This is a genomic window from Chryseobacterium sp. JV558, from assembly GCF_033712365.1.
In the GTDB taxonomy this organism is placed as follows: domain Bacteria; phylum Bacteroidota; class Bacteroidia; order Flavobacteriales; family Weeksellaceae; genus Chryseobacterium.
Genome location: NZ_WJHU01000008.1, coordinates 57,443 through 80,114 on the forward strand (window position 1 = coordinate 57,443; position 22,672 = coordinate 80,114).

Genomic DNA, 22,672 nt, shown 5'->3' on the forward strand with positions numbered 1-22,672 from the left:
TCTCTTTAAAGCTTTAATTTTTTGAATATAAATTCAGGGATATTCCTGATAATCATCATAATAATACTCCAAATTGGCAAAACATATGCCACGTTTTTCTCCTTTTTGAAGGCTTTATAAATACAGGCAGCTGCTTGTTTCGGTGTTGCTGTCAGTTTCGGATTTAAAGGCAGACCTTCTGTCATTTTGGTTGCCATAAACCCAGGTTTTATGGTAAGAACATGTACTTTTTTATCAAAAAGATAGTTTCTCAGACCACTCAAATAGGCTGTAAACGCTGCTTTTGCACTTCCGTAGATAAAATTACTCTGTCTTCCTCTGTCTCCTGCTACCGATGAAAGCCCAATGATCGTTCCTGATCTTCTGTTTTCAAATTTATGAGCAAAATAGTTCATCACAGGAACCAGTTTTGAATAATTAATGTCTATGATACGCTCCGTATTCCTGTTGTCATACAATCCTTCTTCTGTTCCTTCACCTAAATATCCTACGGCACAAAATAATACATTTGAATTGATATTATCAAATCTATTGTAATCAATTTCTTTAGTCAGATCCAGTTCAATGACTTCCGCCTGCTGCAGAAACTTTACATCAATATGTCTTGCAAACCGTTCTGTAGTTTCTTTATTTGAGGTAAAAAGGTAGATTTTTTCAAACTTTTCTCCTTCCTGAAGTGCTTTTTCCACAAAAGCCTGTGCCACTTCAGATGTGCTTCCCAGAACTATCATTATGAGTTGTTGTTTATGATTCTTTTGTGCTGTAAAGACACAAATTTAGGATTTTGAATATTTTTCAGATAATTGGTAAGTGATGATCTGCTCATACTGTCTTTGGTAAGATAAATTCTTCCTCCGAACTCCTGAACAATTGCATCAAGCTGATCTACCAGTTTTTTCAGTTTTGAATTGACTTTAAAATCCAGAGCCAGCGTATACCCTTCTACCGGGAATGAGTTGTAAGCCTCCGGATTGTGTTTTCCAAAAAGTTTTAAAACCGCAAGGAATGAACCGTTTCCGCTTTTCGCAATCGTTTCAAGGATTCTTTTCATCCCATCTTTTCCTGCTTCTTTAGGGATTACCATCTGATACTGTATAAACCCGGATTTCCCGTAGATTTTGTTCCAATCATTAATAGCGTCCAAAGGATAGAAAAATGTTTCGTAATCAATAAAATTCTTAACTTCCTTCTTAGATTGCTTTTTATAGTATAACCAGTTGAATATTTTTACGGTAAGTGCATTCAGTACAAATCCCGGAAAATAGAAAGGAACTGTAGGTGATAATTTTTTCTTTAATCTTAAAGGAGTCTTCGAAAAACTCTGGGGAAGCTCATGTTGGAAGGCATGCTCTCCTCTCATCAGAATACTTCTTCCAATATTTTTCCCTTTCTGAAGGCAATCGATCCAGGCAACGGTATAAGTCCAGTTTTCACTTTCGTCAAACAGCTTAAAGATTTCGTCCAGATTTTCTGCTTTGATGCTCTCCTGACGAATGTATGCAGATTCTATATTTTTAAGCTTAAATTTTGCTGTAAGAATAATTCCAGTAAGTCCCATTCCACCAATGGTAGCCCAGAACTTCTCTGAATTCTCTTCTCTGGAACAGGTAATAATTTCCCCGCTCTCAGTCATTAGCTTAAATTCAATCACATATTCTGAAAAGCACCCTTCCGCATGATGATTTTTTCCGTGAACATCAGAAGCAATAGCTCCTCCTACGGATATAAATTTTGTGCCGGGAGTAACGTACAGAAAGTATCCCTGCGGAACAGCAATTTCCAGAACATCTGAAAGCAGTACTCCGGATTCGCATTCTATCACTCCGTTTAAACGGTCAAAATTGATGAATTTATTTAGTTTTTTTGTTGAAAATATAGATTCTCCCAACGAAGCATCTCCATAGCATCTTCCGTTTCCTCTTGCAATAATCTCGTTGTGGCTGAGTACAAATTCTTTTATTTTTTTGAAACTGTCCTCTGATCTCATTTCTTTCTCCACTACCGGGAAATTACCCCAGTTTGTAACTTTCTGTGTGAAATTCGGCTTCATTTCTTAAAATAAATTTGAATTAAAAATGCAGCTACCCAAAGCAAGAGGGTAACCTGTATGTAGCGGTCTCTGTAGACAATTTTTGTAGGAGATTCCGTTCTGTTGTAAACCAAGGTCTGCTGAAGGTATCTCAATAAGGCAAAAACCACGAAGATAACCGTATAAAAAACCCTTTCATGAAATCTTTCCTGAACTTCCGGTGACAGGGTAAACATCAGGTAGCACACAATAGCCAGAGTAATAGAAATAGATAGTGCAATATCTGCAAACTGAACGTTATACCCATCCAATGCCTTTCTTGTTTTTCCTGAAACCTGTGCATTGATCAATTCTCCCCTTCTTTTTCCAATTGCCAGTACAAGTGCCAATACAAACGTTAAGAGAATAGCCCATTGTGAAATGCTGATTCCTGTAATATAGCCTCCAGCCAATACACGAAGAACAAATCCTATAGCAATAATAAAAATATCGATGATGGGAACATGTTTCAATCTAAATGTATATGCCAGATTCATCACCACATAGAAACCTATGATGATGGCAAACTTCCAAAGCAATTCATGGAAATAGAATCGTGTAAAAAATACAAGAACAATATCTGTGATGATCAGACCGATAAGAATTCCTATAGCTGTTGCTTTTGAAATAGCTCCACTGGCTAAGGGTCTTCTCCTTTTTTCAGGATGTTTTCTGTCTGCTTCGATATCATTGTAATCATTCAGAATATACACAACACTTGCCGCAAGCGAAAATATGACAAATGCGAAAATGCTTTTGGTAAGCAGATCTATGTTGGTAATATTACCTGAAAAGAAAAGAGGGACAAATACAAAAAGGTTTTTCACCCATTGCTCTACACGGAGCAGCTTCAAATATTTCTTCATTTATGTTATTTCAAGTACAAAAATAATAAATTCAAAATTCCTAGCATAAAAATACAAAAAAAACCGCCGGGGCGGTCTTTTACGAAAATATTTATATGTAAAATTAATTACTGCCCTTGCTTGGCATCATTAATCATTTTTTCATTTGCAGTGATAGCAAACTCAACTCTTCTGTTTTTAGCTCTTCCTTCATCTGTATCATTGCTTGCAACCGGCATATTTTTACCTTCTCCTTTTGAGAACATTCTGCTTGATGCAATTCCTTTTCCTACTAAGTAAGCTTTTACAGCATCAGCTCTTCTTTGAGAAAGTGCCATATTATAAGCATCTTTACCTACGCTGTCTGTATATCCGTAGATATTGATATTTGTATCTGCGTTATTCACCAATACTGTAGCTAATTTATCTAAGTTTGTCTGTGCAACAGAAGTAAGGTTTGAAGAGTCAAATGCAAAGTTAACAATACTTTCATTCATTGTTACTTTAATACCATCTCCTACTCTTTCTACCTGAGCTCCCGGTAAAGTTTCTTTAATATCTTTAGCCTGCTTATCCATTTTGTTACCGATAACATTACCAGCTACACCACCTATAATACCTCCCAATACAGCCCCAATAGCTCCATTCCCTCCTTTTCCTACATTGTTACCCAAGATACCTCCAAGTACTGCTCCTGAAGCAACACCTACTGCTGTACCTCTTTGTTGGTGATTTGAATTCTGAACCGCTTCACAGCTTGTCAATAATAATGCTGATGACAAGAAAAGGGCTCCTACGTATGTTTTATTAAAATTCATTTTTTTGATCTTTTATGTTGATAAATTATTTCATTCCCGCTCTCTGGAAGTTGTAAACTACTTTTACATTACCTCCTTCAAAAGGAACATCTTGCTGAAGTGAAAACTGGTCAGTAGTCTGACTCATTAATGTCATTGTATAACCGGCTGTATTTTGTTTTGCTTTAGTACCTTGAGCAATTTTTTTAAACATAAACGTGTTACCGTCTTTTACTTCAAACTTGATAGGTTGTGTAATTGCCGGGCAATCTCCACCTCCGTTCAAAGTATACGCTCCTGTCCAGTTGTTAGGAATCAGTCTCCAGTGGCTTCCTACGAAACACTGTGCATCTGCCCCTTCGTCAAAAGGTTTGATTTTATAGCCTTTTTCGTAATCTACGCTCACGATCTGCCAATCTCCTTTTAATTTAAGGAAGTCTGCTCTTTGATTTTGAGATGTAGCTGCTTTGTTAACAGAGGAACACGACACTGCAAAAAGTGATGTTCCCAACATCCCTGCAAGTAGTAACTTTTTCATTTTGTTGTTTATTATTTTGTTATTATAAAGTTACAAAAAACCGTGCCAAAATTTAAAATAAAAAATAAAAAGTCCGAAAAAATTCGGACTCTTTATGGTTTCTCCTTAAACACAGGGAGATAAATTATTTTTTAACAGCCTTTTTTACGGATTTCGAAGGCTTAGCAGTACCTGACGGCTTTCCTTTGTAGAAATTGGTATAAGCATATTCTGCTGCCTTTTTCAAGTCTATAACCCCTCCTGCCTGCGATTGATCAGTAAATCCGTTTATAGTACTTGGATTACTGCTTTTCACAAGCGCTTCAATGATCTGATAAGGTTTCAGATCTGGCATATATGCTAATAAAACAGCGGCTCCTCCAGCTACCACAGGAGAAGCCATAGAAGTTCCCTGAAGGTATTTGTATTCATTTTTAGGAACGGTAGAATAAATTTCTTCTCCCGGAGCGAAAACATTCACCATTTTTTTATTGTAGTTAGAAAAATCGGCTCTCAAAGCGTTATTCTTATTGGTACTTGCTCCTACTACAAGAACGTTGCTTACAAATGGTTTTTCATCAGTAACGTTTTTAAAGTTGGTAGGAAATGCCAAATGTTCTGCTACATCTTCATTTTCATTACCTGCAGCTTTTACTAAAAGAACGCCTTTATCTTCGGCATATTTAAAAGCATCCCAAACCACATTCTTACCTGGGGAAACAGGTTTCCCGAAGCTCATATTTAACACTTTAGCTCCGTTATCTACGGCATATCTGATGGCATTGGCTACATCTTTATCTCTTTCATCCCCGTTTGGAACTGTTCTTACAGACATGATTTTAGCCACTTTGGAGGCTACACCATACTGAATTTCTTTTCCTTGCGGAAGTCCTGCGATAATTCCTGCTACGTGAGTTCCATGTTCTGCATCTGCGCCTTCATAATGATTGTTACCATAACTCTTTTCAGAATAGTCATCATAGTTATCTCCTACAATTTCTTTTCTAGGGTCATATGAAAGATCATATTGTTTTGCTGCCGGAGCAAAATGGTCTATTGCTTCCTTCATCTCTTCCTTCATCTTTTTTTCAAATTCAGCGGAAGATTTCCCTTTGAATTCAGGGCTTTGAGAAATCTGACCCAGAAACTCCAATGCAATTGCATCTTTCTGATCTGTAGGCGCTTTAATTGCTGAAATAGTTTCACCAGTTACCGGCTTACCTCCCAATAATTTTACCATATTAGGAATCAGCTCATTCAGCATAGAATAGGTTTTGAAATTCTGCTGAGCCTCGATACTTTTTTTATTGAACATATCTTTGGCCTTCATATACATATCAAACTCGTCTTTCATTTGAGCCTGATTTGCTTTATTCTTAGTAGAATCACTTCCTTCGAAAACAGGTTTATATTTGGCAACCACTCTTGTCACTTCCATGTTATCGATATCAATATCACCGTTTTTACCTCCTATGAAGTTCCAGCCGTGTATATCGTCAACATATCCGTTTCCGTCATCATCTTTTCCATTTCCTGGAATTTCGTTAGGGTTTGACCAAAGATTTTTCACCAATCCGGGGTGGTCTACCTGTACTCCACTATCCAAAACTCCTACCACAACGGTTTTAGGCTTCAGTCCTTTAGATTCTAAATATTTATAAGCATTTGCCGTATTTACTCCATATACTTTTGAAGTTGCAAAATCCTTATGATACCATGTCATAAGATCTTTATCTTCTTTTGGATCAATATTTTTAACTTTAGATTCCTGTGCAAAAGAGAAACTAAAACCTGCTAAAAAAACTGCAGCTAATAATACCTTTTTCATATGTTGAAATTTATTTTTTTTTAAAGACATATACCAATCGCCAGATTCATCTGCTGTATGCTGAAAATTTCATTAATAGCGATTGTATGCTAATATGATTGTTTTATATTTTTCATATATACCAGTGATTCGGGACCTTTGTTGCAAATAAGATCCAAAACCGACAAGTCTTCTAAAAACCCGAATTTATCAGAAAACGTCTGGTAATATTCTTCCATTTGAAATTCTGAAGGAAGCTTTGCCGAAAACTTTTCTCTGAAATTGATGCTTTCAGGATTTTTGATATATTCTTCATTCAAAGAGTGTGCCTTTTCTGTTTTAAGTATCTGTTGGATTACTTCTATCCCTTTAAGGTTAAAATCAAGAAGGTACTTTTCCTGAAGATCAAATATTTTTCTGAACTTATCTTCATAGTATTCAAAATAAGGAGAACTCTGGTATGCTGTCTTGATTGATTTCCAATGAAGAGCTCTCCAATCTTCACGGTAAGAGATTTCAACATCTTTAAATTCTCTTTTTCCATTATGATGGATAGGGATTATTAAGGACAATTTTCCGTTGGCTCCATAGATGTTTGTTCTGTTTCTATAGGTTTGCTTGGGAAAGCTCTCAAATTGTTCCAATGTAATTTCATTCTCAGGATTTAAAAACACTGAAAACCATGAAATTGGGGGCAAATAAAATGCCGGCAATAAAATATTTTGCATAATAATATAATCTAGTTTTTAGGATAAAATACTCTTCCTATAATATCACTCTCATCAATAAATCCTAAATAACGTGAATCTAAACTTGCGTTACGGTTATCTCCTAAAAAGAATAATTTTCCATTCGGAACCTTTATTGGACCAAAGTTATCGGCACTCCAATCTTTATGATAAATTTTACGAATATCCTCATTTGCATTCAGGTTTATAAACCTTTCATGAAAAAAATTATCATTAAGTTCTTTCTCACTTAATTGAGTAATGAAATAATTATCCTCAATCTGAAAAATTTCATTCTCTTCAGTTCCTTTGGATATAAGATCATTTGCATAACCTCTGTCAATTTTATAAGAATGTTTAACATTAAATTTATCTATCAATGTATCATTAACATATAATTCACCATTCTTAATCAAAATCTTATCATTTTCTCTTCCTACTAATCTTTGAACATAGGCACCTTGAGGATAATCTAAATTCTTTTGATTGTAAGCAATCATTTTAAACTTTTCATAAGGAAGGATATTGGTCATAAAAATAAATGACTTTTTTTTGATTGTGGGTTCATTACCTGCCAAGGGTACAAAAGCATATTGCAAAACCCCTGAGAGTTTTGCAATAAAAAAAAGAGTTATAATAAAGCTTCCCGTTAAAAGGACTCTATTAAATATTTTACTTTTAAACACTATTCTTCAGTTTTTTTCTTTCTGAACAATTTCACGAAATACTCCCATCCGAAGAACAGTATCAAAATCATCGCTGCAATCCACCAGTAAGAGGTTTTATTGGCTTCTCCTGTATTGGTTGCTTTAAACATCCTGTCCCAACGGATTTTGAATGGTGCCTGATAGGTAGAGCTGCTGTCCGCAAAAGCACCCTGAAGGCTCATCCATGTAAACATCGGTTTTCCTACAATATTTTCTTCTGGAACGAAACCAAAGAATCTTGCGTCTAATGAAGCATCTCTGTTGTCCCCTATCATCATATAATAATCCTGCTGAATGGTATATTGGCTGGCTTCTTTTCCGTTGATAAAGATTTTTCCGTTCTTTTTCTCTAAGCTGTTGTGCTCATATTCAGAAATGATCCACTGATAGGTTGGAAGTGTTTCCTGATTGATGGCTACCACATCACCTTTTTTAGGAATTCTTAGTGGGCCATACCAATCCTGATTCCAAGGTTTATTAATTGGGAAGATAGATTGTGTGGTATCAATTTTCGTTTTTGCTTCGTCTCTGTAATATACTGCAGCTTCACCTTTTGTTGAAACCTCTTCTTTCATATCAAGAACATGAGGAAGTTCTTTAATTTCTTTAGCAGTCTTATCTGTTAAGCCCTGAAAACCATAAATAAATCCTCCGTTATCCTGTTGAAACTCCTGAACCGGTAAAAATCCATAAGCTTTGTATAAAGTTGGGATATCTAACTGAGCATCCGTTGTTACAATATATCTGTGCTGTACTTCCTGATCTCCTAAAACAGCTTCCGGTTTTCCGTTTACGAAAAGTCTTCCAGCTCTCATTTCAAAAGTATCACCTGCTGTAGCAACGCAACGTTTTACGTAAGGATCTTTTCTGTCGATTGCTGTATGTACGGAATCCTGAGGATAGTTGAAAACGACTACATCATTTTTCTGTGGCTTGTTGAATTGTAAAATTCTTGTGTAAGGAAGCTTTACTCCATCCACGTAAGATTTTGGATCATCTTTTGGATTTCCCTTCTGTCCTGTATCCATAATCGTTCCCTGAAGGAAAGGTATTGCTACCGGACGCATCGGAAGTCTGTAACCGTAGCTCCATTTGTTTACAAAAAGGAAGTCACCCACCAGTAATGTTCTTTCCATGGATCCTGTAGGAATCCCGAACGGCTGTGTTATAAAAACGTGGATGATAGTGGCAAAAACTACCGCGAAGGTAATTGAACCCACAAATGTATCTTTCTTTTTATCATTCTTTTCTTCGTCTGTAAGAAACAGATCGTTTGCATTTTCATCTTCTAACTCTACATCTTTAGAATAGTTGACCACTGCCATATAGATAAACGGCAAAATCACGGTAAGAATCTGATCTTTGAAAAGGGTTTTCCCAAACTTTTTCACCAAATAAAGATGGAAAACAGACATCATGATTGGCCCTACAATCGGAAGATAAGATAGGATCGCCCACCATTTCGGATGTTTCGTTTCTTTCAGAATGATGAAATAGTTGTAGAAAGGGATAAAAGCAAATAAAGGGCTATAGCCCATTTTCTTGAACAGTTTCCAAGATGAAATCCCCATCAATACGGATAGTATGAGGACATATACTGTATAAGTTAAAAAATAATTCATAAATTTTTGTGCCTATTCTTATGATATAAATGATAAAAATGATGAGTAATAAATGATAAAAGCAGTCCGCTGTTTACAATTCACTATTCATCATTTTCTGTTTATTTGTCTGCAATTTACAGAATTTGTTACAAATTAAAGCCCCAAAACGTCTTTCATTGCGAAGTTTCCTTTTTTATCTTTAATCCATTCGGCAGCTACTACAGCTCCCAATGCAAAACCGTTTCTGTTGAAAGCGGTATGCTTGATCTCGATTTCGTCTACTTCGCTTTTGTAATATACGCTGTGGGTTCCCGGAACTTCATCTTCACGTACTGCAAAAATCCCAAGTTGTTTACCTTCTGTTTCTTCCAATTTCCAGCCATCGAACTTAGGATTGTTTTGAATGATTCCTTCTGCAATGGAGATAGCGGTTCCACTTGGAGCATCTATTTTATGAATGTGGTGAATCTCTTCCAACTGGCAAGAGTATTCATCTACATTTTTCATCAGATCCGCAAGTTTTTCGTTTAAAGCAAAAAATAAATTAACTCCTAAACTAAAGTTAGAACCATATAGAAATGCTGTTCCGTTTTCTACAGCCAGTTTTTCTATTTCATCTTTTTGATCCAGCCAGCCTGTAGTTCCACAGATCACCGGGATTTTATTTTCAAGACAAGCTTTGATGTTCTCAAATGCCACTTCAGGCAATGAAAATTCAATCACAACATCCGGATTATTAAGATTCTCAGCAGTTGGGGTTTCTTTAAGGCGGGCAACTACTTCATGACCTCTTTTCTGTGCGATCTCATCAATGATCTTACCCATTTTACCATAACCAACTAATGCTATTTTCATATAATCTTTTTTATTTTTAAATACTGCCTTCAACCTGAGTCTTTTGCAGATATATTGTCTTTAAAATCTATAACTTAAACTGAACCCAGTTTTTGGAGCACTGTAGCCATACTGATCCTGAATAACTGATGGTTTAAAAACCAAATCCGGATCATGACGGCTTTCATAAAGGTGTGCATCTACTACAGCATCTACAATATTCAGAATATAAATAAGTCCTGTAATTGCAATAGCGTAATCCCTTTGTCTCTTTGCCCTGTCCTGAGCGTTCCCCAATGCTTTTTTATCTAAAAACGGGTGGCTGTCCACAAATTCGTTTGGAGTACCGTTAAGTTTAGCGATATAGTATTCACGATATTTCTTGTATTGATTATCATTCCATACAGCAATACCCACTCCGGCTCCTACTGCTCCCCAAACAATGGGAATCTTCCAGTATTTTTTGTTATAAAACTGTCCTAATCCCGGTAAAACAGCAGAATACAAACCTGCTCTGGTAGGATTCAGTTTTATGGTTTTTACGGTGGGACCATTGGCTTTTTCAAGATCTTCAATGATCTTTGTTTCTGTTTTGCCTGGTTTTACCACACGGGATTCCTCTTTCGGAGGAGTCTGCATCCGAACGGTATCAATAGGTTTTACTTGTGAATAGGCCAGTGCAGCGATACACAAGAAAAATGTGAAAAATATTTTCTTCATTATTTAATATGGGATAAAATATATTCCAGCTCTTCTTCGTTTTTGAAATCCAGAACAATTTTACCTTTTTTACCATTTCCAGAAGCTTTAATCTCCACTTTTATGTCTAAAATATCAGCGATGGTCTTCTGGGCTCTTTTATAGTTATTGGAAAGCTCTACATTTGCTTTTTTGGCAGCGGGAGACTTTGGATTCTTCAATGCAGCAGCAGCCTGCTCTGCCTGACGAACGTTTAATTTTTCTTTGATGATAAGGTCAAATAAAACCTGCTGATCTTCTTCACCTTCGAGACTGATGATTGCTCTACCGTGTCCTGCAGAAATCTCACCACTTCTGATGGCATTCTGAATATCCGGGTTTAATCTTAACAACCTGATAGAATTGGTAATAGTACTTCTGTCTTTTCCTATTCTCTGACTCAGGTTTTCCTGTGTAAGACCTATTTCCTCTAAAAGCCTATGGTAAGTAAGTGCAATTTCGATGGCATCAAGATCTTCTCTCTGAATATTTTCAACAAGAGCCATCTCAAGAAGCTCCTGATCATTTACTAAACGAATATAAGCCGGAATAGTCGTTAACCCGGCAATTTTAGTTGCTCTGTAACGTCTTTCCCCGGAAATGATTTCAAACCTTTCACCGTCTTTCCTCAGGGTAATCGGTTGAATTACACCTAAGTTTTTGATTGACTGCGCGAGTTCATTTAATGCTTTTTCATCAAAATAAGTTCTCGGCTGCGTCGGGTTCGGATAAATATCTTCAAGTGCAACTTCCACAATATTTCCCACAAACTTATCAGCCCCCTCGTCAGTGGCTGAATTTACAGTTGCTTTAGATTCTGCACTTAAAATGGCGCCCAAGCCGCGTCCCATAGCTCTTTTTTTGTCCTTCATAGATATAATTGATAAATGATGTTTGATAAGTGGTGGCTAGCATCCACCTATTGGCCATTTATTATTAATTTAATTCTTTATTAAGTTTTCATTTCTCAAAAGAACTTCTTCAGCTAACTGAATGTACTGAACAGCTCCTTTGCTTTCTGCATCATAGTTCAGGATACTTTCCCCGAAACTTGGTGCTTCACTCAATCTTACGTTTCTGCTGATAATGGTTTCAAAAACCATTTCCGGGAAATGCAGGTTTACTTCCTCCACTACCTGATTGGATAATCTCAATCGGCTGTCATACATCGTAAGAAGAAGACCTTCAATTCCAAGGTCTTTATTGTGGATCTTCTGAACATTTTTAACGGTATTCAAAAGTTTCCCAAGTCCTTCTAATGCAAAATATTCACATTGAATCGGAATGATTACAGAATCTGCTGCTGTAAGTGCATTGACTGTAATAAGTCCTAAACTCGGTGCACAGTCGATGATAATATAGTCATAATCATCTCTTACACTGGCTAATGCTTTTTTCAGCATATACTCACGGTCTTCCTTGTCTACCAATTCAATTTCCGCAGCTACCAGGTCAATATGTGACGGGATAATATCCAGGTTCGGAGTTGCTGTCCTTTTGATACAGACTCTTGTGTCTGCACTATGTTCCAGTAGATTATATGTAGAATACTGAACATCTTCAACACCCAGACCAGATGTAGCATTCGCCTGAGGATCAGCATCAATGATTAATATTTTTTTTTCCAATACTCCTAATGCTGCCGCCAAATTTACAGCGGTGGTAGTTTTACCAACACCTCCTTTTTGATTAGCAATACCTATGATTTTTGCCATTATTAGAACTTTAAGTTTCAAAAATACACTTTTTTCTTTGCTCTCGGTGAGTGGGGAAAATCAAAATTGAGTTAAAATATTGTTAATAAGCAATTTAGAAATAAAAAAAATTATCCACAAAAAAAAATCTTTGTGGATAACTATTTGAAATGTGTCTTTCCGTATTAATTATCAAACTTCATTGAGATTGGAAATTTGAAATAACTTCTTACGAATTCTCCTTTTTTGTTTTTGGCTGGGACCCATTTTCCTTTACTTGAGATGTTTTTAATTGTTCTCATGGCTTCACTGTTAAAGTCAGCATTGGTTCCATTAGCTTTTACCCCTGAGATGGTTCCATCCATTTCTACAATAAAGGTAACTGTCGTTTTTACAACATCTTCTGATTCAAATCCTGAACCGTCGAAATTGTTCATTACTTTATTTCTAAAGGAGTCTATTCCTCCTGTGAAATTAGCTTCTACTCCAAGTTCTCCAGGCGCTGCAATCTTATTTTTATCCACCGGATCAGATATTACTGGTGGTGGTGTGGTAATTACAGGACCTGTTCCTACTGATACCGTTGGAACATTGGGTGTATTAGGGGCCACTGGATCTCCTTTAAAGTTATTTACAAAACCCGCTACAGCATCATCCGGTATAGGATCTTTTTTTACATCATCTTTAGCATCGCTTGATGGCGTAGGCACTGTACTGTCAAACGTTTTCGTGTTTGGAGGTGCAACAGTTTTTACAATCTGTACAGGGGGATCTTTTTCAGGTGGTTCAACAATTTTAATTATTGTTCTTTCACCATCATCCTTAATTCTATCTATAACTACATCTGATTTCATTGCAGAAAGCACAAACGGCGTAATAGATACTGCAGCCATTAAACTTGCTCCGATAAAAAGCGCTTTGGTTAATATTCTATCTGATTCGTTTCTTAATGCATAGGCACCATATTCTTTATTGCGGTGCTCAAAGAGAACTTCGTTAAAACGAAATTCCTGGTTTTGATTATGTTGTTTCATCACTACTACTTTTTTAAACTGTTAAAAATTTTGATTATTAGTTTTGTTAGCTCTTATCGATAAGCACTGTTGTAATATCAAAACATCTGCCAAAATTTTAGCAAAACAACATAATATTAGAAAATTTTATGACAATGTTTTAATTTTGACATTTTTAAATAGAAAGTTTATATAGAAAAACAACACTATTTTTCATAAAAACAAATAAACATAAATAGAAGAACCTTAGCTGAATACAAAGGTTATATAAGCATCAAAAGAAGAGCAAGCGGTATTAGTAATCCGAGTGTATTAATAATAATTAAAATAACAGAACTGATCTTTGTTTTCGAATAACTTTTAGCCGCAAAATAAATAGCGCCTATACTAAACACCAAACTGCAGACTATAAAGAGGATCAGTAAAAAATCTGAACTGACCCCTATAGGCATACCTAAATAAACAATCAGAAGAACTGCATAAGCTATTGTAAAGTATAAGCTGATTACAATATTATCCAGAAAACGCTGGGGTATTTTATTTTCTTCCATTTGATTGATTTTCCTGTTTATACTCAAAACAAAAGTATACAAAAATTTAAAATTGGAATAATAAGCATTATCCTTGTCAAGGTTTAAAACCTTGACAAGGATAATTAAAAACAAAAAAAAGAGACCATCCAATGACAGTCTCTTTTTTATTTTTATTTTTAAGAATATTAGAATAATTCTTTTCTGATGATGTTCTGACTTCTTTCAGGACCTACAGAAACCAAGTATACATTGATTCCTAAATATTTCTCGATAAACTCGATGTATTTCTGAGCAGTGTCAGGAAGTTCATCATAGCTTCTTGCTTTTGTAATATCTTCGTTCCAACCTGGTAAATCCTGATAGATTGGTTCGTAGTTGTATAATTTCTCTGTTGAAGAAGTGAAATAATCAATGATTTTTCCGTCTTCAGTTTTATAATGGGTTACCACTTTCAGGTTTTCAATTCCTGTAAGAACGTCAAGCTTAGTGATCACAAGATTGTTGATTCCGTTGATCATACAAGCATGCTTTAAAGAAACAAGGTCTAACCAACCTGTTCTTCTTGGTCTTCCTGTAGTTGCTCCGAATTCACCTCCAATCTGTCTGATTTTTTCACCCAGCTCGTTATCCAATTCAGAAGGGAAAGGACCGTTTCCTACTCTTGTACAGTATGCTTTCGCTACTCCGATTAGGTTCTGAAGTGAAGTTGGTGGTACACCAGCTCCTGAACAAACTCCTCCTGTAGATGGAGAAGATGAAGTTACGTATGGATATGTTCCGAAGTCGATATCAAGCATTAACGCCTGAGCTCCTTCGAATAACACGTTTTTACCGTCTCTGATTGCTTCGTTCAGTTCTAATTCAGTATCAACGATTCTGTCCTGAAGTTGTTTTCCGATCTCTAAATATTCGTTATAGATTTCTTCAACGTCTAAAGTTGGTTTTCCGTAATATTTTTCAAAAAGAGAATTTTTAACTTTTAAGTTTTTCTCAATTTTATCTCTTAAAATTTCAGGATTTAAAAGGTCTACCATTCTGATCCCGACTCTTGCAATTTTATCTTCATAACAAGGTCCGATTCCTTTTTTGGTAGTTCCAATCTGAGTCCCTCCGTGTTCCTCTTCACGGTAAGTATCCAAAAGGATGTGGTAAGGCATGATTACATGCGCTCTTCTGCTGATAAAGATATGATCTGTTCTCAAGCCTTTGCTCTCAATCTGACCAACTTCTCTAATGAAAGACTTAGGGTTTACCACTACTCCGTTCGCAATGATACATTTCCCTTTGCATTGAAGAACTCCTGAAGGAAGAAGGTGCAAAACGAATTTTTCTTCACCCACATAAACCGTGTGACCAGCGTTGTCTCCACCCTGGAAACGTACTACATAGTCCGATTTAGCCGATAAAACATCCGTGATTTTTCCTTTGCCTTCATCTCCGTACTGAAGACCTACAACTACATAAGTTGACATATTTTACTTTTGTTTTTAGATTCGTGCAAAATTACTTTTAAAAAAAATGACGACCAAATTCTAGAGGATATTTATTTTGAGTTGGGGTGAAAATCATGAGGTTGAAGATAGCTTTATACATATAATTTTTGCTTTCATACCCATATAAAATGGATTATATTTACTATCAAATATTTAAAATGAAAAATACTCAATTGCTGTCTCTTATATTTATTCTAGGTATTTCTTTGAGTTTTTCAACCAAAAGAATTGAAAACCGAAAATATAAACTGACCGGAAAAATAGTAAATGATGTTTCTCTTCCTCCTGGTTGTGGATATATTGCTTATGCTACTATGATAGAGTTTGAAATTATTAATTCAAATATAAATAACTACCCAGATAAAAAAATTCCTATTATCGTAAAATGTCCTGAATTTTATGGAGATCACTTTTTTGAAAAAGATAAAATTTACACATTACAACTCATTGATAAAAGCCAGACTGATTTTGGTTGGACCATTACAAATTTAAGTGTAGAAAAGAAATATAATCTGGATAAAAGATTATGGGCAATATCAATTAAAAAGGAGGAATAGTTTCTGTTCATTCAAAACCTTTTTTATTCCCTATCTTTGATTAGCATCTAAACAAGTTCCTATGCCATTATCCAAATCATCAGCATACTTACCATCAAATATAAACAGCGAATCCCAACTTTATTACACTCTGTTTTCACCCGAAACAATAAAAGCTACCTTATTAATTGTTCACGGCATGCAGGAACACAGCGGAAGATATACTGAGATTGCTGAATATTTTGCGGCTCATGGAATTGCTGTATTGACCTATGATCATCTGGGACATGGAAAATCTGTAAAAGAGAAAAAGGATATTGGTTTCTTTCAGCTTGAAAAACCGGATGAAAGGCTTGTAACCGATGCAGAAATGATGGCTGATTATCTTGCAAAGCAGTTTCCGGATGTTCCGCACTTTATTTTGGGGCATTCGATGGGATCTTTTATTACCCGTTGTCTTCTTCAAAAAGCAAGCAGTAAGTTTGCAGGAGCTATCATTACAGGAACCGGCGGACCTTTACCGGGAATAGATTTGTTAAGAGGTTATTTGTTATTAGCTACAGCTATTGCTCCTCGTCACCGTACTTTTTTGAATTCTGTTTTCACAAACGTTAATAATAAACATTTTAAAAAGGATAAAGATTTCAGCGATACCAGCTGGCTCAGTGTAAATCCTAAAAACCGAAAAGCTTTTGAGCAGGATGACCTTTGCGGAATTCCGTTTACCCACAATGCTTTCTATACGTTGTTTACCATTTATAAAAAAGCGACAGCAAGAAACTGGGCTGCTTCTATTTCCAAGTCATTCCCTTTTCTATTTGTAAGCGGCCAGAATGATCCGATTGGTGATTTTGGAAAAGGGGTTATGCATACCGTTGACCATTTAAAAACTGACGGTTTCCAGCATGTAGATGTGAAGATTTATCCGGAGATGCGCCATGAAATTCTTAATGAAGAAATACGGGAAGAAGTATTGAACGGAATCTATCATTGGATAGTAAAAAATTAAAATGCCTTCGCAGATTTTGCGGATTCATAAACGAATAAAGTCATGAGAATACATATTTTCGGAGCTTCAGGTTCCGGGGTTACCACTTTAGGAAAAGCATTGTCTGAGGAACTCAATCTTGAATATTTCGACAGTGATGATTTTTTCTGGCTTCCAACACCAATTCCTTTTACAGAAAGACAAAACCCTGAAACAAGAAATTCAACTGTTTCGGACACACTTCATGCTTCTGAAAACTGGATTTTTGGAGGTTCAATCATTCATTGGGGTGAAAATATATTTCATGAATTTGACCTGATTATTTTCCTCTATCTCCCTCCTGATATAAGATTGCAAAGACTGCGAAAAAGAGAGCATGAAAGGTATGGTGATGAAATTATCACCAATCCGGAAAGAGCAAAAAAATTTAAGGAGTTTATGGATTGGGCTAAAGATTATGATCACAACACAGGTATTGCCAACAGAACATTAAAAGCCCATCTTGAATGGTTATCTGAGATGAATATCCCTTTGATAGAATTTTCTGGTGATTATGATCTGTCTCAAAAGATGAATATTGTTATGAATACAATAAAACAGGGAAACTTAAAGACTAAATAGAGATTGCTTCGCTTTGCTCGTAATGACAAAGGTAATGTTACTTTCAGAAGAATTGTTATTTTAGAACACTGAAAAAATAAAATCAATCATCGTGACTCTAGAAGAAATTATAAAAGATAAGACTGTAAAATCAAAGGAAAAGGTTGATATCATCAGTAAATGGATTATCGACACGTCTTTACCTGTTGATGAACTGATTGCTTTCGCTGAAAAATCCAAAGATCCCGTAAAAGCAACCTGCATTGAAGCAATAGAATATGCAACAAAACAGAATGCTAGCCTTGCGGATGAAACCGCATTTTCATTTGTCACCCAAACGCTTACCGAAAAAGCACCGAGAATAAAATGGGAAAGTGCCAAAGTAATAGGTAACACCGCTCATTTGTTCACAGAAAATCTGGATCAGACAATTGGCAACCTTTTGGGGAATACAAAACATGAAGGAACTGTGGTACGTTGGAGCGCAGCATTTGCATTGGGTGAAATTTTAAAACTGAAAACCCCACACAATTCTACCCTGCTTCCAGCTCTTGAAGATATCAGTGAGAAAGAAGAAAAAAACAGTATCAAGAAGATTTATTTGGATGCGATTAAGAAGACAAAGAAATAATTCTTTTCATATAAAAATCCCGGATAATGATTCCGGGATTTTGTTTTATAAGTTTTGGCTGAAGCCAATGGATTTTCATTGATATTAAAAGACAGGCTGAAGCCCGTCTCTATTGAATATTCTCCACACTATACATTATAAAATCCTTTAGCTAAGCATCAATTCCCGATCAATCCCAATCTCCTCCAAAAAAATTTCATCATGGGAAATAACCAACAGCGTTCCCTGATAATCTTTAATGGAATGGGTGAGAATTTCCACATTCTGAAGATCAAGGTTATTCGTTGGTTCATCAAGGATTATGATATCCGGAGCTTTATTACTGATAGAAAGTCCGCAGAGAAGCAACCGCAACCGCTCGCCTCCACTCAGCATACCACATTTTTTATCCCAGGTATCTTTACCAAACAAAAATCTGGACAGTAATGTTTTCACCTCAAATTCCAGCAGCTCATTATCATTAAAGGTCTGGACAAAATCATAAAGAGTAGAGTCATTATCAATCAGAGAATATTCCTGATCAATATAGATGCTGTTAAACTCTACTCTGTCTATTTTCCCTTCGGAAGGTTCGGTATTTCCCAGCAGAAGCTTTATGAGAGTGGTTTTTCCTGAGCCATTCGAACCTTTGATTGAGATTCTTTCTCCACTTCGGATCTCAATATTGAGATTTTCTTTCCACAGATTTCCATTCCCATAATTGAAATTTATATCTTCAGCCGTCATTAAAATCTTTCCTGAATGCAGGTTGGAATCATTGAAATTCACCTTCATCTGCTCAGAATTCTTTACAGAGGAGCGTAGACCTCTCAAACCCTCTGAAATTCCACTGATTTTCTCTGCATGAACACTTTTCAGCTTTGAGCTATTTTTTTCAGCATTATTCCGAAGGGTGTTCATCATAATCCGAGCAACCCCGGATTTTTCCTGTTTGTTTTTTCCTTTTGCATCCAGTTTCTGCTTGCGTTCCAGCGTTTCTCTTTCTTTCTCCTTTGCTTTTTTTAAGGCTCGTTCTTTCGCATGAATATCATTATGCAAAGCTTCTTCCTCCACTTCTTTTTGTGCTGCATAGAAATCATAGTTTCCACCATACGTGGCAATTCCCTGATTACTTAGTTCGAACAGGGTATCAACAAGATTAAGCAAAGTTCGGTCGTGGCTTACAATAACCACTGTTGCATCTGTTTTATCAATCAGATCATACAGTAACTTTCTTCCCTTAAGATCCAGATGATTGGTAGGTTCATCCAATATAATGATATCAGGCTGATTGATCTGAATTCCGGCAAGAAAAACCTTGGTTTTCTGACCACCGCTTAAGCCTTCCAACTTTTGAGTCAATTCAAAATTGTCAAGTCCCCAATGCTCCAATGCCTGTCGGCAACGCTCTTCAATTTCCCAGTCGTCATTGAGAATTTCAAAATAAATTTCATCTACTTCCCCATTGGTTATTTTTTGGAGCGCATTCAGTTTCTGGTCTATTCTCAGACATTCAGCAATGGTAAGATCATTACAATTCCCAAACATCTGTGGAACATAAAAAACAGGTCCCGAAATAGTACTATTTCCGCTTAAAGGCTGTATTTCGTCTGCGATAATTTTCAGCAGGGTTGATTTCCCCATGCCGTTGCTTCCCACCAAAGCAGATTTGGTGTGAGAAGGTATTGTTAAATTGGTATAATTAAATAGAAGATCTCCTCCCGGAAACCCAAAGGATATATTTTGCAGTAAAATCATGATTTCTTTCTTAATAATGGTTAAACACCAGTAACATTTTAGCTACTGTTTTATTGAATCTGAAAGAAATACTATCCTACATGTCTGTATTTTGGGTTTTGAAAGTACAAAGGTACTCATTTTCCGGAATATTTATTTTTTTATAAATTATCAAGACATTTATCATCTCTTTTTTCTTCTGCATATCAAACAGCAGACCTTTACTATCTTTCAAAGAATTCATTTTTTTGAGGCTACACGTTCCTATATCGTTTAATGCTTTATACTTATTCTGATTTAAACAGCCTTCATCATGATACCTAAATCTGCCATTCTGAAACCATCAAACTTTCAAACTAATAAAAACAGGAAAGTATTTTAATCAAAAATCCGTAACTTTGCCTCCTACTAAAAATTTTATGGAAAGCATTAAAGTTCACGACAAAACTTTCGTTCCTTATTTAAAGGATGCCGAAATTCAGGAAATTGTAAAAGAGACAGCGTTAAGAATTTATGAAGATTACAAAGATGAAGTACCTGTTTTCATTGGCGTTTTAAATGGGGTGGTCATGTTCTTCTCAGATCTTTTAAAATATTACCCAGGGGAATGTGAAATTGCCTTCATTCAAATGAGTTCTTATGTAGGAACAGAATCTACAGGGATTGTTTATCAGAAAATGGAGCTTACTAAAGAAGTTAAAGACCGTCACATTATTCTTGTGGAAGATATCGTAGATACAGGAAATACTGTTGAAAGTCTTTTCAAATATTTTAAAGAAACACAACGTCCTAAATCTGTAAAACTGGCTAGTTTCTTACTGAAACCTGAGATTTACAAGAAAGATTTCAAACTGGATTATATTGGAAAAGAAATTCCAAACAAATTTGTACTTGGATACGGACTTGATTATGATGAATTGGGAAGAAACCTACCTAATTTATATCAACTGGCAGACGGACAAATCAACCATTAAACGCTGTTGGCTATTAGCTGATAGCTTTTAGCTTAAAAATTATATAAAGAAATAAATTTAATAATAACTTAAAAAAGCTGAAAGCAAAGAGCAAACTGCCAAAAGCGAATGTCAATTGCTGAAAGCGTATCAAAATTATGATAAACATTGTTCTGTTCGGCCCTCCAGGAAGTGGAAAAGGAACACAAGCTCAGAATCTAATCGAGAAATTCAATTTAAAACAGGTTTCAACAGGTGATCTTTTCAGATACAATATGAAAAATGACACTGAACTTGGAAAACTGGCTAAGTCATACATCGATAAGGGAGAATTGGTTCCGGATCAGGTAACAACAGATATGCTGATCGATGAGGTCAAAAAACCTACTGATACCAACGGTTTTATTTTTGACGGATATCCAAGAACAACTGCTCAGACAGAAGCTTTGGAAACCATCGTTAAAGAAGTACTGAATGATAAGATTGATATCTGTCTTTCATTGGTAGTAGAGGACACAATTTTGGTTGAAAGACTTCTGAAAAGAGGTGAAACCAGCGGAAGATCAGACGACAGCAATGTAGAGATCATCGAAAACAGAATTAAAGAATATTATACTAAAACAGCAGAAGTTGCCGAGCTTTATAAGCAGCAGGGTAAATATGTAGAGGTAAACGGTGTTGGAGAAATTGATGAGATTTCCCAAAAACTTTTCGCTGAGGTAGAGAAAATTAAATAATCGAGATATGGGTGCAGGATACGAAATTTCGTTCCGTGCTCGCAACTCGCAACACAAACTATATGTCTAACTTTGTAGATTACGTAAAAATCCATTGTAAAAGCGGACACGGAGGTGCTGGTTCTGCCCACCTTCGCCGTGAAAAGTATATTCCTAAAGGAGGTCCTGACGGAGGTGACGGAGGTCGTGGCGGACACGTCATTATGAGAGGAAATGCTCAGGAATGGACTTTACTTCCACTTCGATACACCCGTCACATAAAAGCAGAACGAGGTGAAAACGGAGCAAAAAACCAGCTGACCGGAGCTGACGGTTCTGATATTTATATCGATGTTCCTATTGGGAGTATCGCTAAAAATGAAGAAGGTGAAATTATCGGAGAAATCCTTGAAGACAAACAGGAAATTATCCTGATGCAAGGTGGAAAAGGTGGAAAAGGAAACGAACACTTCAAATCTTCTACCAATCAGACTCCAAGATATGCTCAACCCGGGATGGATGGTGAGGAAGGCTATGTTGTCTTCGAACTTAAAATTTTGGCTGATGTAGGTCTTGTTGGGTTTCCAAATGCAGGAAAATCTACACTTTTAGCATCTGTTTCTGCAGCAAAACCAAAAATTGCTAATTACGCTTTTACCACCCTGACACCTAACCTTGGAATCGTGGATTACAGAAATTACAAATCTTTTGTAATGGCTGATATTCCAGGAATTATTGAAGGAGCAGCAGAAGGAAAAGGATTAGGACACAGATTCCTGAGACATATTGAAAGAAACTCTATCTTGTTATTTTTAATTCCTTCTGATTCTGAAAATCACTTCCAGGAATTCAAAATTCTGGAAAATGAACTGAAGGAATATAATCCTGAACTTATGGATAAGGATTTAATTATTTCCGTTTCAAAATCTGACCTTTTGGATGATGAACTGAAAAAGGAAATTGCAGCAGAATTTCCTGAAAACAAGCAGCCTTTATTCTTCTCAGGAGTTACCGGAGAAGGTCTTATGGAGCTGAAAGATGCTATCTGGAAGCAATTACACGGATAGAAAAACATAGATTCATCAGTTATATTTTTTATAAAATGAAACTGCAATATAAAAGACAGCCTCAGGAGAACCTGAGGCTGTCTTCAT

General features: G+C 36.0%; 24 protein-coding genes. 7 read left to right on the plus strand and 17 right to left on the minus strand.

The window, feature by feature from the left end:
• Positions 1–5: 5 nt before the first annotated feature.
• From GFU89_RS20390 to GFU89_RS20465, 16 genes are all read right to left on the minus strand, one after another.
• Positions 6–731 (minus strand): SDR family NAD(P)-dependent oxidoreductase, encoded by a 726-nt coding sequence (locus tag GFU89_RS20390; protein ID WP_318848871.1) that lies wholly within the window; start codon positions 729–731, stop codon positions 6–8.
• Positions 731–2,050 (minus strand): FAD-binding oxidoreductase, encoded by a 1,320-nt coding sequence (locus GFU89_RS20395; protein WP_318848872.1) that lies wholly within the window; start codon positions 2,048–2,050, stop codon positions 731–733. Before GFU89_RS20395 ends, GFU89_RS20390 begins: the two co-directional genes overlap by 1 nt.
• Positions 2,047–2,934: a decaprenyl-phosphate phosphoribosyltransferase gene (locus GFU89_RS20400; RefSeq protein ID WP_318848873.1), complete on the minus strand. Its 888-nt coding sequence runs from the start codon at positions 2,932–2,934 to the stop codon at positions 2,047–2,049. The genes GFU89_RS20395 and GFU89_RS20400 overlap by 4 nt, the downstream gene beginning before the upstream one ends.
• Positions 2,935–3,041: 107 nt before the next feature.
• Positions 3,042–3,731 (minus strand): OmpA family protein, encoded by a 690-nt coding sequence (locus tag GFU89_RS20405; protein WP_318848874.1) that lies wholly within the window; start codon positions 3,729–3,731, stop codon positions 3,042–3,044.
• Between the two features lie 25 nt (positions 3,732–3,756).
• Entirely contained in the window at positions 3,757–4,248 is a 492-nt protein-coding gene (locus tag GFU89_RS20410) for a lipocalin family protein (protein WP_318848875.1), read from the minus strand.
• Between the two features lie 124 nt (positions 4,249–4,372).
• Entirely contained in the window at positions 4,373–6,055 is a 1,683-nt protein-coding gene (locus GFU89_RS20415; protein WP_318848876.1) for a S8 family serine peptidase, read from the minus strand.
• 89 nt (positions 6,056–6,144) lie between these two features.
• Positions 6,145–6,762: a WbqC family protein gene (locus GFU89_RS20420; RefSeq protein ID WP_318848877.1), complete on the minus strand. Its 618-nt coding sequence runs from the start codon at positions 6,760–6,762 to the stop codon at positions 6,145–6,147.
• 11 nt (positions 6,763–6,773) lie between these two features.
• A complete protein-coding gene (lepB, locus tag GFU89_RS20425; RefSeq protein ID WP_318848878.1) occupies positions 6,774–7,448 on the minus strand; it encodes a signal peptidase I in 675 nt (224 codons plus the stop codon).
• Entirely contained in the window at positions 7,448–9,091 is a 1,644-nt protein-coding gene (gene lepB / locus GFU89_RS20430) for a signal peptidase I (RefSeq protein ID WP_318848879.1), read from the minus strand. The genes lepB (GFU89_RS20425) and lepB (GFU89_RS20430) overlap by 1 nt, the downstream gene beginning before the upstream one ends.
• Before the next feature lie 135 nt (positions 9,092–9,226).
• Positions 9,227–9,928 carry a 4-hydroxy-tetrahydrodipicolinate reductase gene (gene dapB, locus GFU89_RS20435; protein ID WP_318848880.1) on the minus strand — a complete coding sequence of 234 codons (702 nt, stop codon included), beginning with the start codon at positions 9,926–9,928 and terminating at the stop codon, positions 9,227–9,229.
• Between the two features lie 60 nt (positions 9,929–9,988).
• On the minus strand, positions 9,989–10,627 hold the full coding sequence (locus tag GFU89_RS20440; protein WP_318848881.1) for a DUF5683 domain-containing protein: 639 nt from the start codon (positions 10,625–10,627) through the stop codon (positions 9,989–9,991).
• The gene (locus tag GFU89_RS20445; RefSeq protein WP_318848882.1) at positions 10,627–11,517 is read right to left on the minus strand and encodes a ParB/RepB/Spo0J family partition protein; all 891 of its coding nucleotides are present in this window, start codon (positions 11,515–11,517) and stop codon (positions 10,627–10,629) included. The genes GFU89_RS20440 and GFU89_RS20445 overlap by 1 nt, the downstream gene beginning before the upstream one ends.
• Positions 11,518–11,586: 69 nt before the next feature.
• Positions 11,587–12,360 carry a ParA family protein gene (locus tag GFU89_RS20450; RefSeq protein WP_103231733.1) on the minus strand — a complete coding sequence of 258 codons (774 nt, stop codon included), beginning with the start codon at positions 12,358–12,360 and terminating at the stop codon, positions 11,587–11,589.
• Positions 12,361–12,524: 164 nt separating this feature from the next.
• Positions 12,525–13,373 carry an energy transducer TonB gene (locus tag GFU89_RS20455; RefSeq protein ID WP_318848883.1) on the minus strand — a complete coding sequence of 283 codons (849 nt, stop codon included), beginning with the start codon at positions 13,371–13,373 and terminating at the stop codon, positions 12,525–12,527.
• Between the two features lie 242 nt (positions 13,374–13,615).
• The gene (locus GFU89_RS20460) at positions 13,616–13,903 is read right to left on the minus strand and encodes a hypothetical protein (protein WP_318848884.1); all 288 of its coding nucleotides are present in this window, start codon (positions 13,901–13,903) and stop codon (positions 13,616–13,618) included.
• Positions 13,904–14,070: 167 nt separating this feature from the next.
• Positions 14,071–15,357 (minus strand): adenylosuccinate synthase, encoded by a 1,287-nt coding sequence (locus GFU89_RS20465; RefSeq protein WP_318848885.1) that lies wholly within the window; start codon positions 15,355–15,357, stop codon positions 14,071–14,073.
• A 179-nt stretch (positions 15,358–15,536) separates the two neighbouring features.
• On the opposite strand from GFU89_RS20465, the gene GFU89_RS20470 reads away from it, so the two are divergent.
• The 4 genes from GFU89_RS20470 to GFU89_RS20485 all read left to right on the plus strand — a co-directional run bounded on the left by GFU89_RS20470 (position 15,537) and on the right by GFU89_RS20485 (position 18,133).
• Positions 15,537–15,935 (plus strand): hypothetical protein, encoded by a 399-nt coding sequence (locus GFU89_RS20470; RefSeq protein ID WP_318848886.1) that lies wholly within the window; start codon positions 15,537–15,539, stop codon positions 15,933–15,935.
• 61 nt (positions 15,936–15,996) lie between these two features.
• Positions 15,997–16,923: an alpha/beta fold hydrolase gene (locus tag GFU89_RS20475; RefSeq protein WP_318848887.1), complete on the plus strand. Its 927-nt coding sequence runs from the start codon at positions 15,997–15,999 to the stop codon at positions 16,921–16,923.
• Positions 16,924–16,965: 42 nt separating this feature from the next.
• Complete coding sequence (locus GFU89_RS20480) at positions 16,966–17,523, plus strand: AAA family ATPase (RefSeq protein ID WP_318848888.1); 558 nt, start codon at positions 16,966–16,968, stop codon at positions 17,521–17,523.
• A gap of 91 nt (positions 17,524–17,614) precedes the next feature.
• On the plus strand, positions 17,615–18,133 hold the full coding sequence (locus GFU89_RS20485; RefSeq protein WP_318848889.1) for a hypothetical protein: 519 nt from the start codon (positions 17,615–17,617) through the stop codon (positions 18,131–18,133).
• Positions 18,134–18,280: 147 nt separating this feature from the next.
• Here GFU89_RS20485 and GFU89_RS20490 read toward each other — a convergent pair whose 3' ends face one another.
• On the minus strand, positions 18,281–19,870 hold the full coding sequence (locus GFU89_RS20490) for an ABC-F family ATP-binding cassette domain-containing protein (protein ID WP_318848890.1): 1,590 nt from the start codon (positions 19,868–19,870) through the stop codon (positions 18,281–18,283).
• A 398-nt stretch (positions 19,871–20,268) separates the two neighbouring features.
• Between GFU89_RS20490 and GFU89_RS20495 the strand changes: the two genes are divergently transcribed.
• From GFU89_RS20495 to obgE, 3 genes are all read left to right on the plus strand, one after another.
• Complete coding sequence (locus GFU89_RS20495; protein WP_318848891.1) at positions 20,269–20,823, plus strand: phosphoribosyltransferase; 555 nt, start codon at positions 20,269–20,271, stop codon at positions 20,821–20,823.
• A gap of 137 nt (positions 20,824–20,960) precedes the next feature.
• Positions 20,961–21,539: an adenylate kinase gene (locus GFU89_RS20500; protein WP_318848892.1), complete on the plus strand. Its 579-nt coding sequence runs from the start codon at positions 20,961–20,963 to the stop codon at positions 21,537–21,539.
• A 62-nt stretch (positions 21,540–21,601) separates the two neighbouring features.
• On the plus strand, positions 21,602–22,585 hold the full coding sequence (gene obgE, locus GFU89_RS20505; protein WP_318848893.1) for a GTPase ObgE: 984 nt from the start codon (positions 21,602–21,604) through the stop codon (positions 22,583–22,585).
• Positions 22,586–22,672 lie beyond the last annotated feature (87 nt).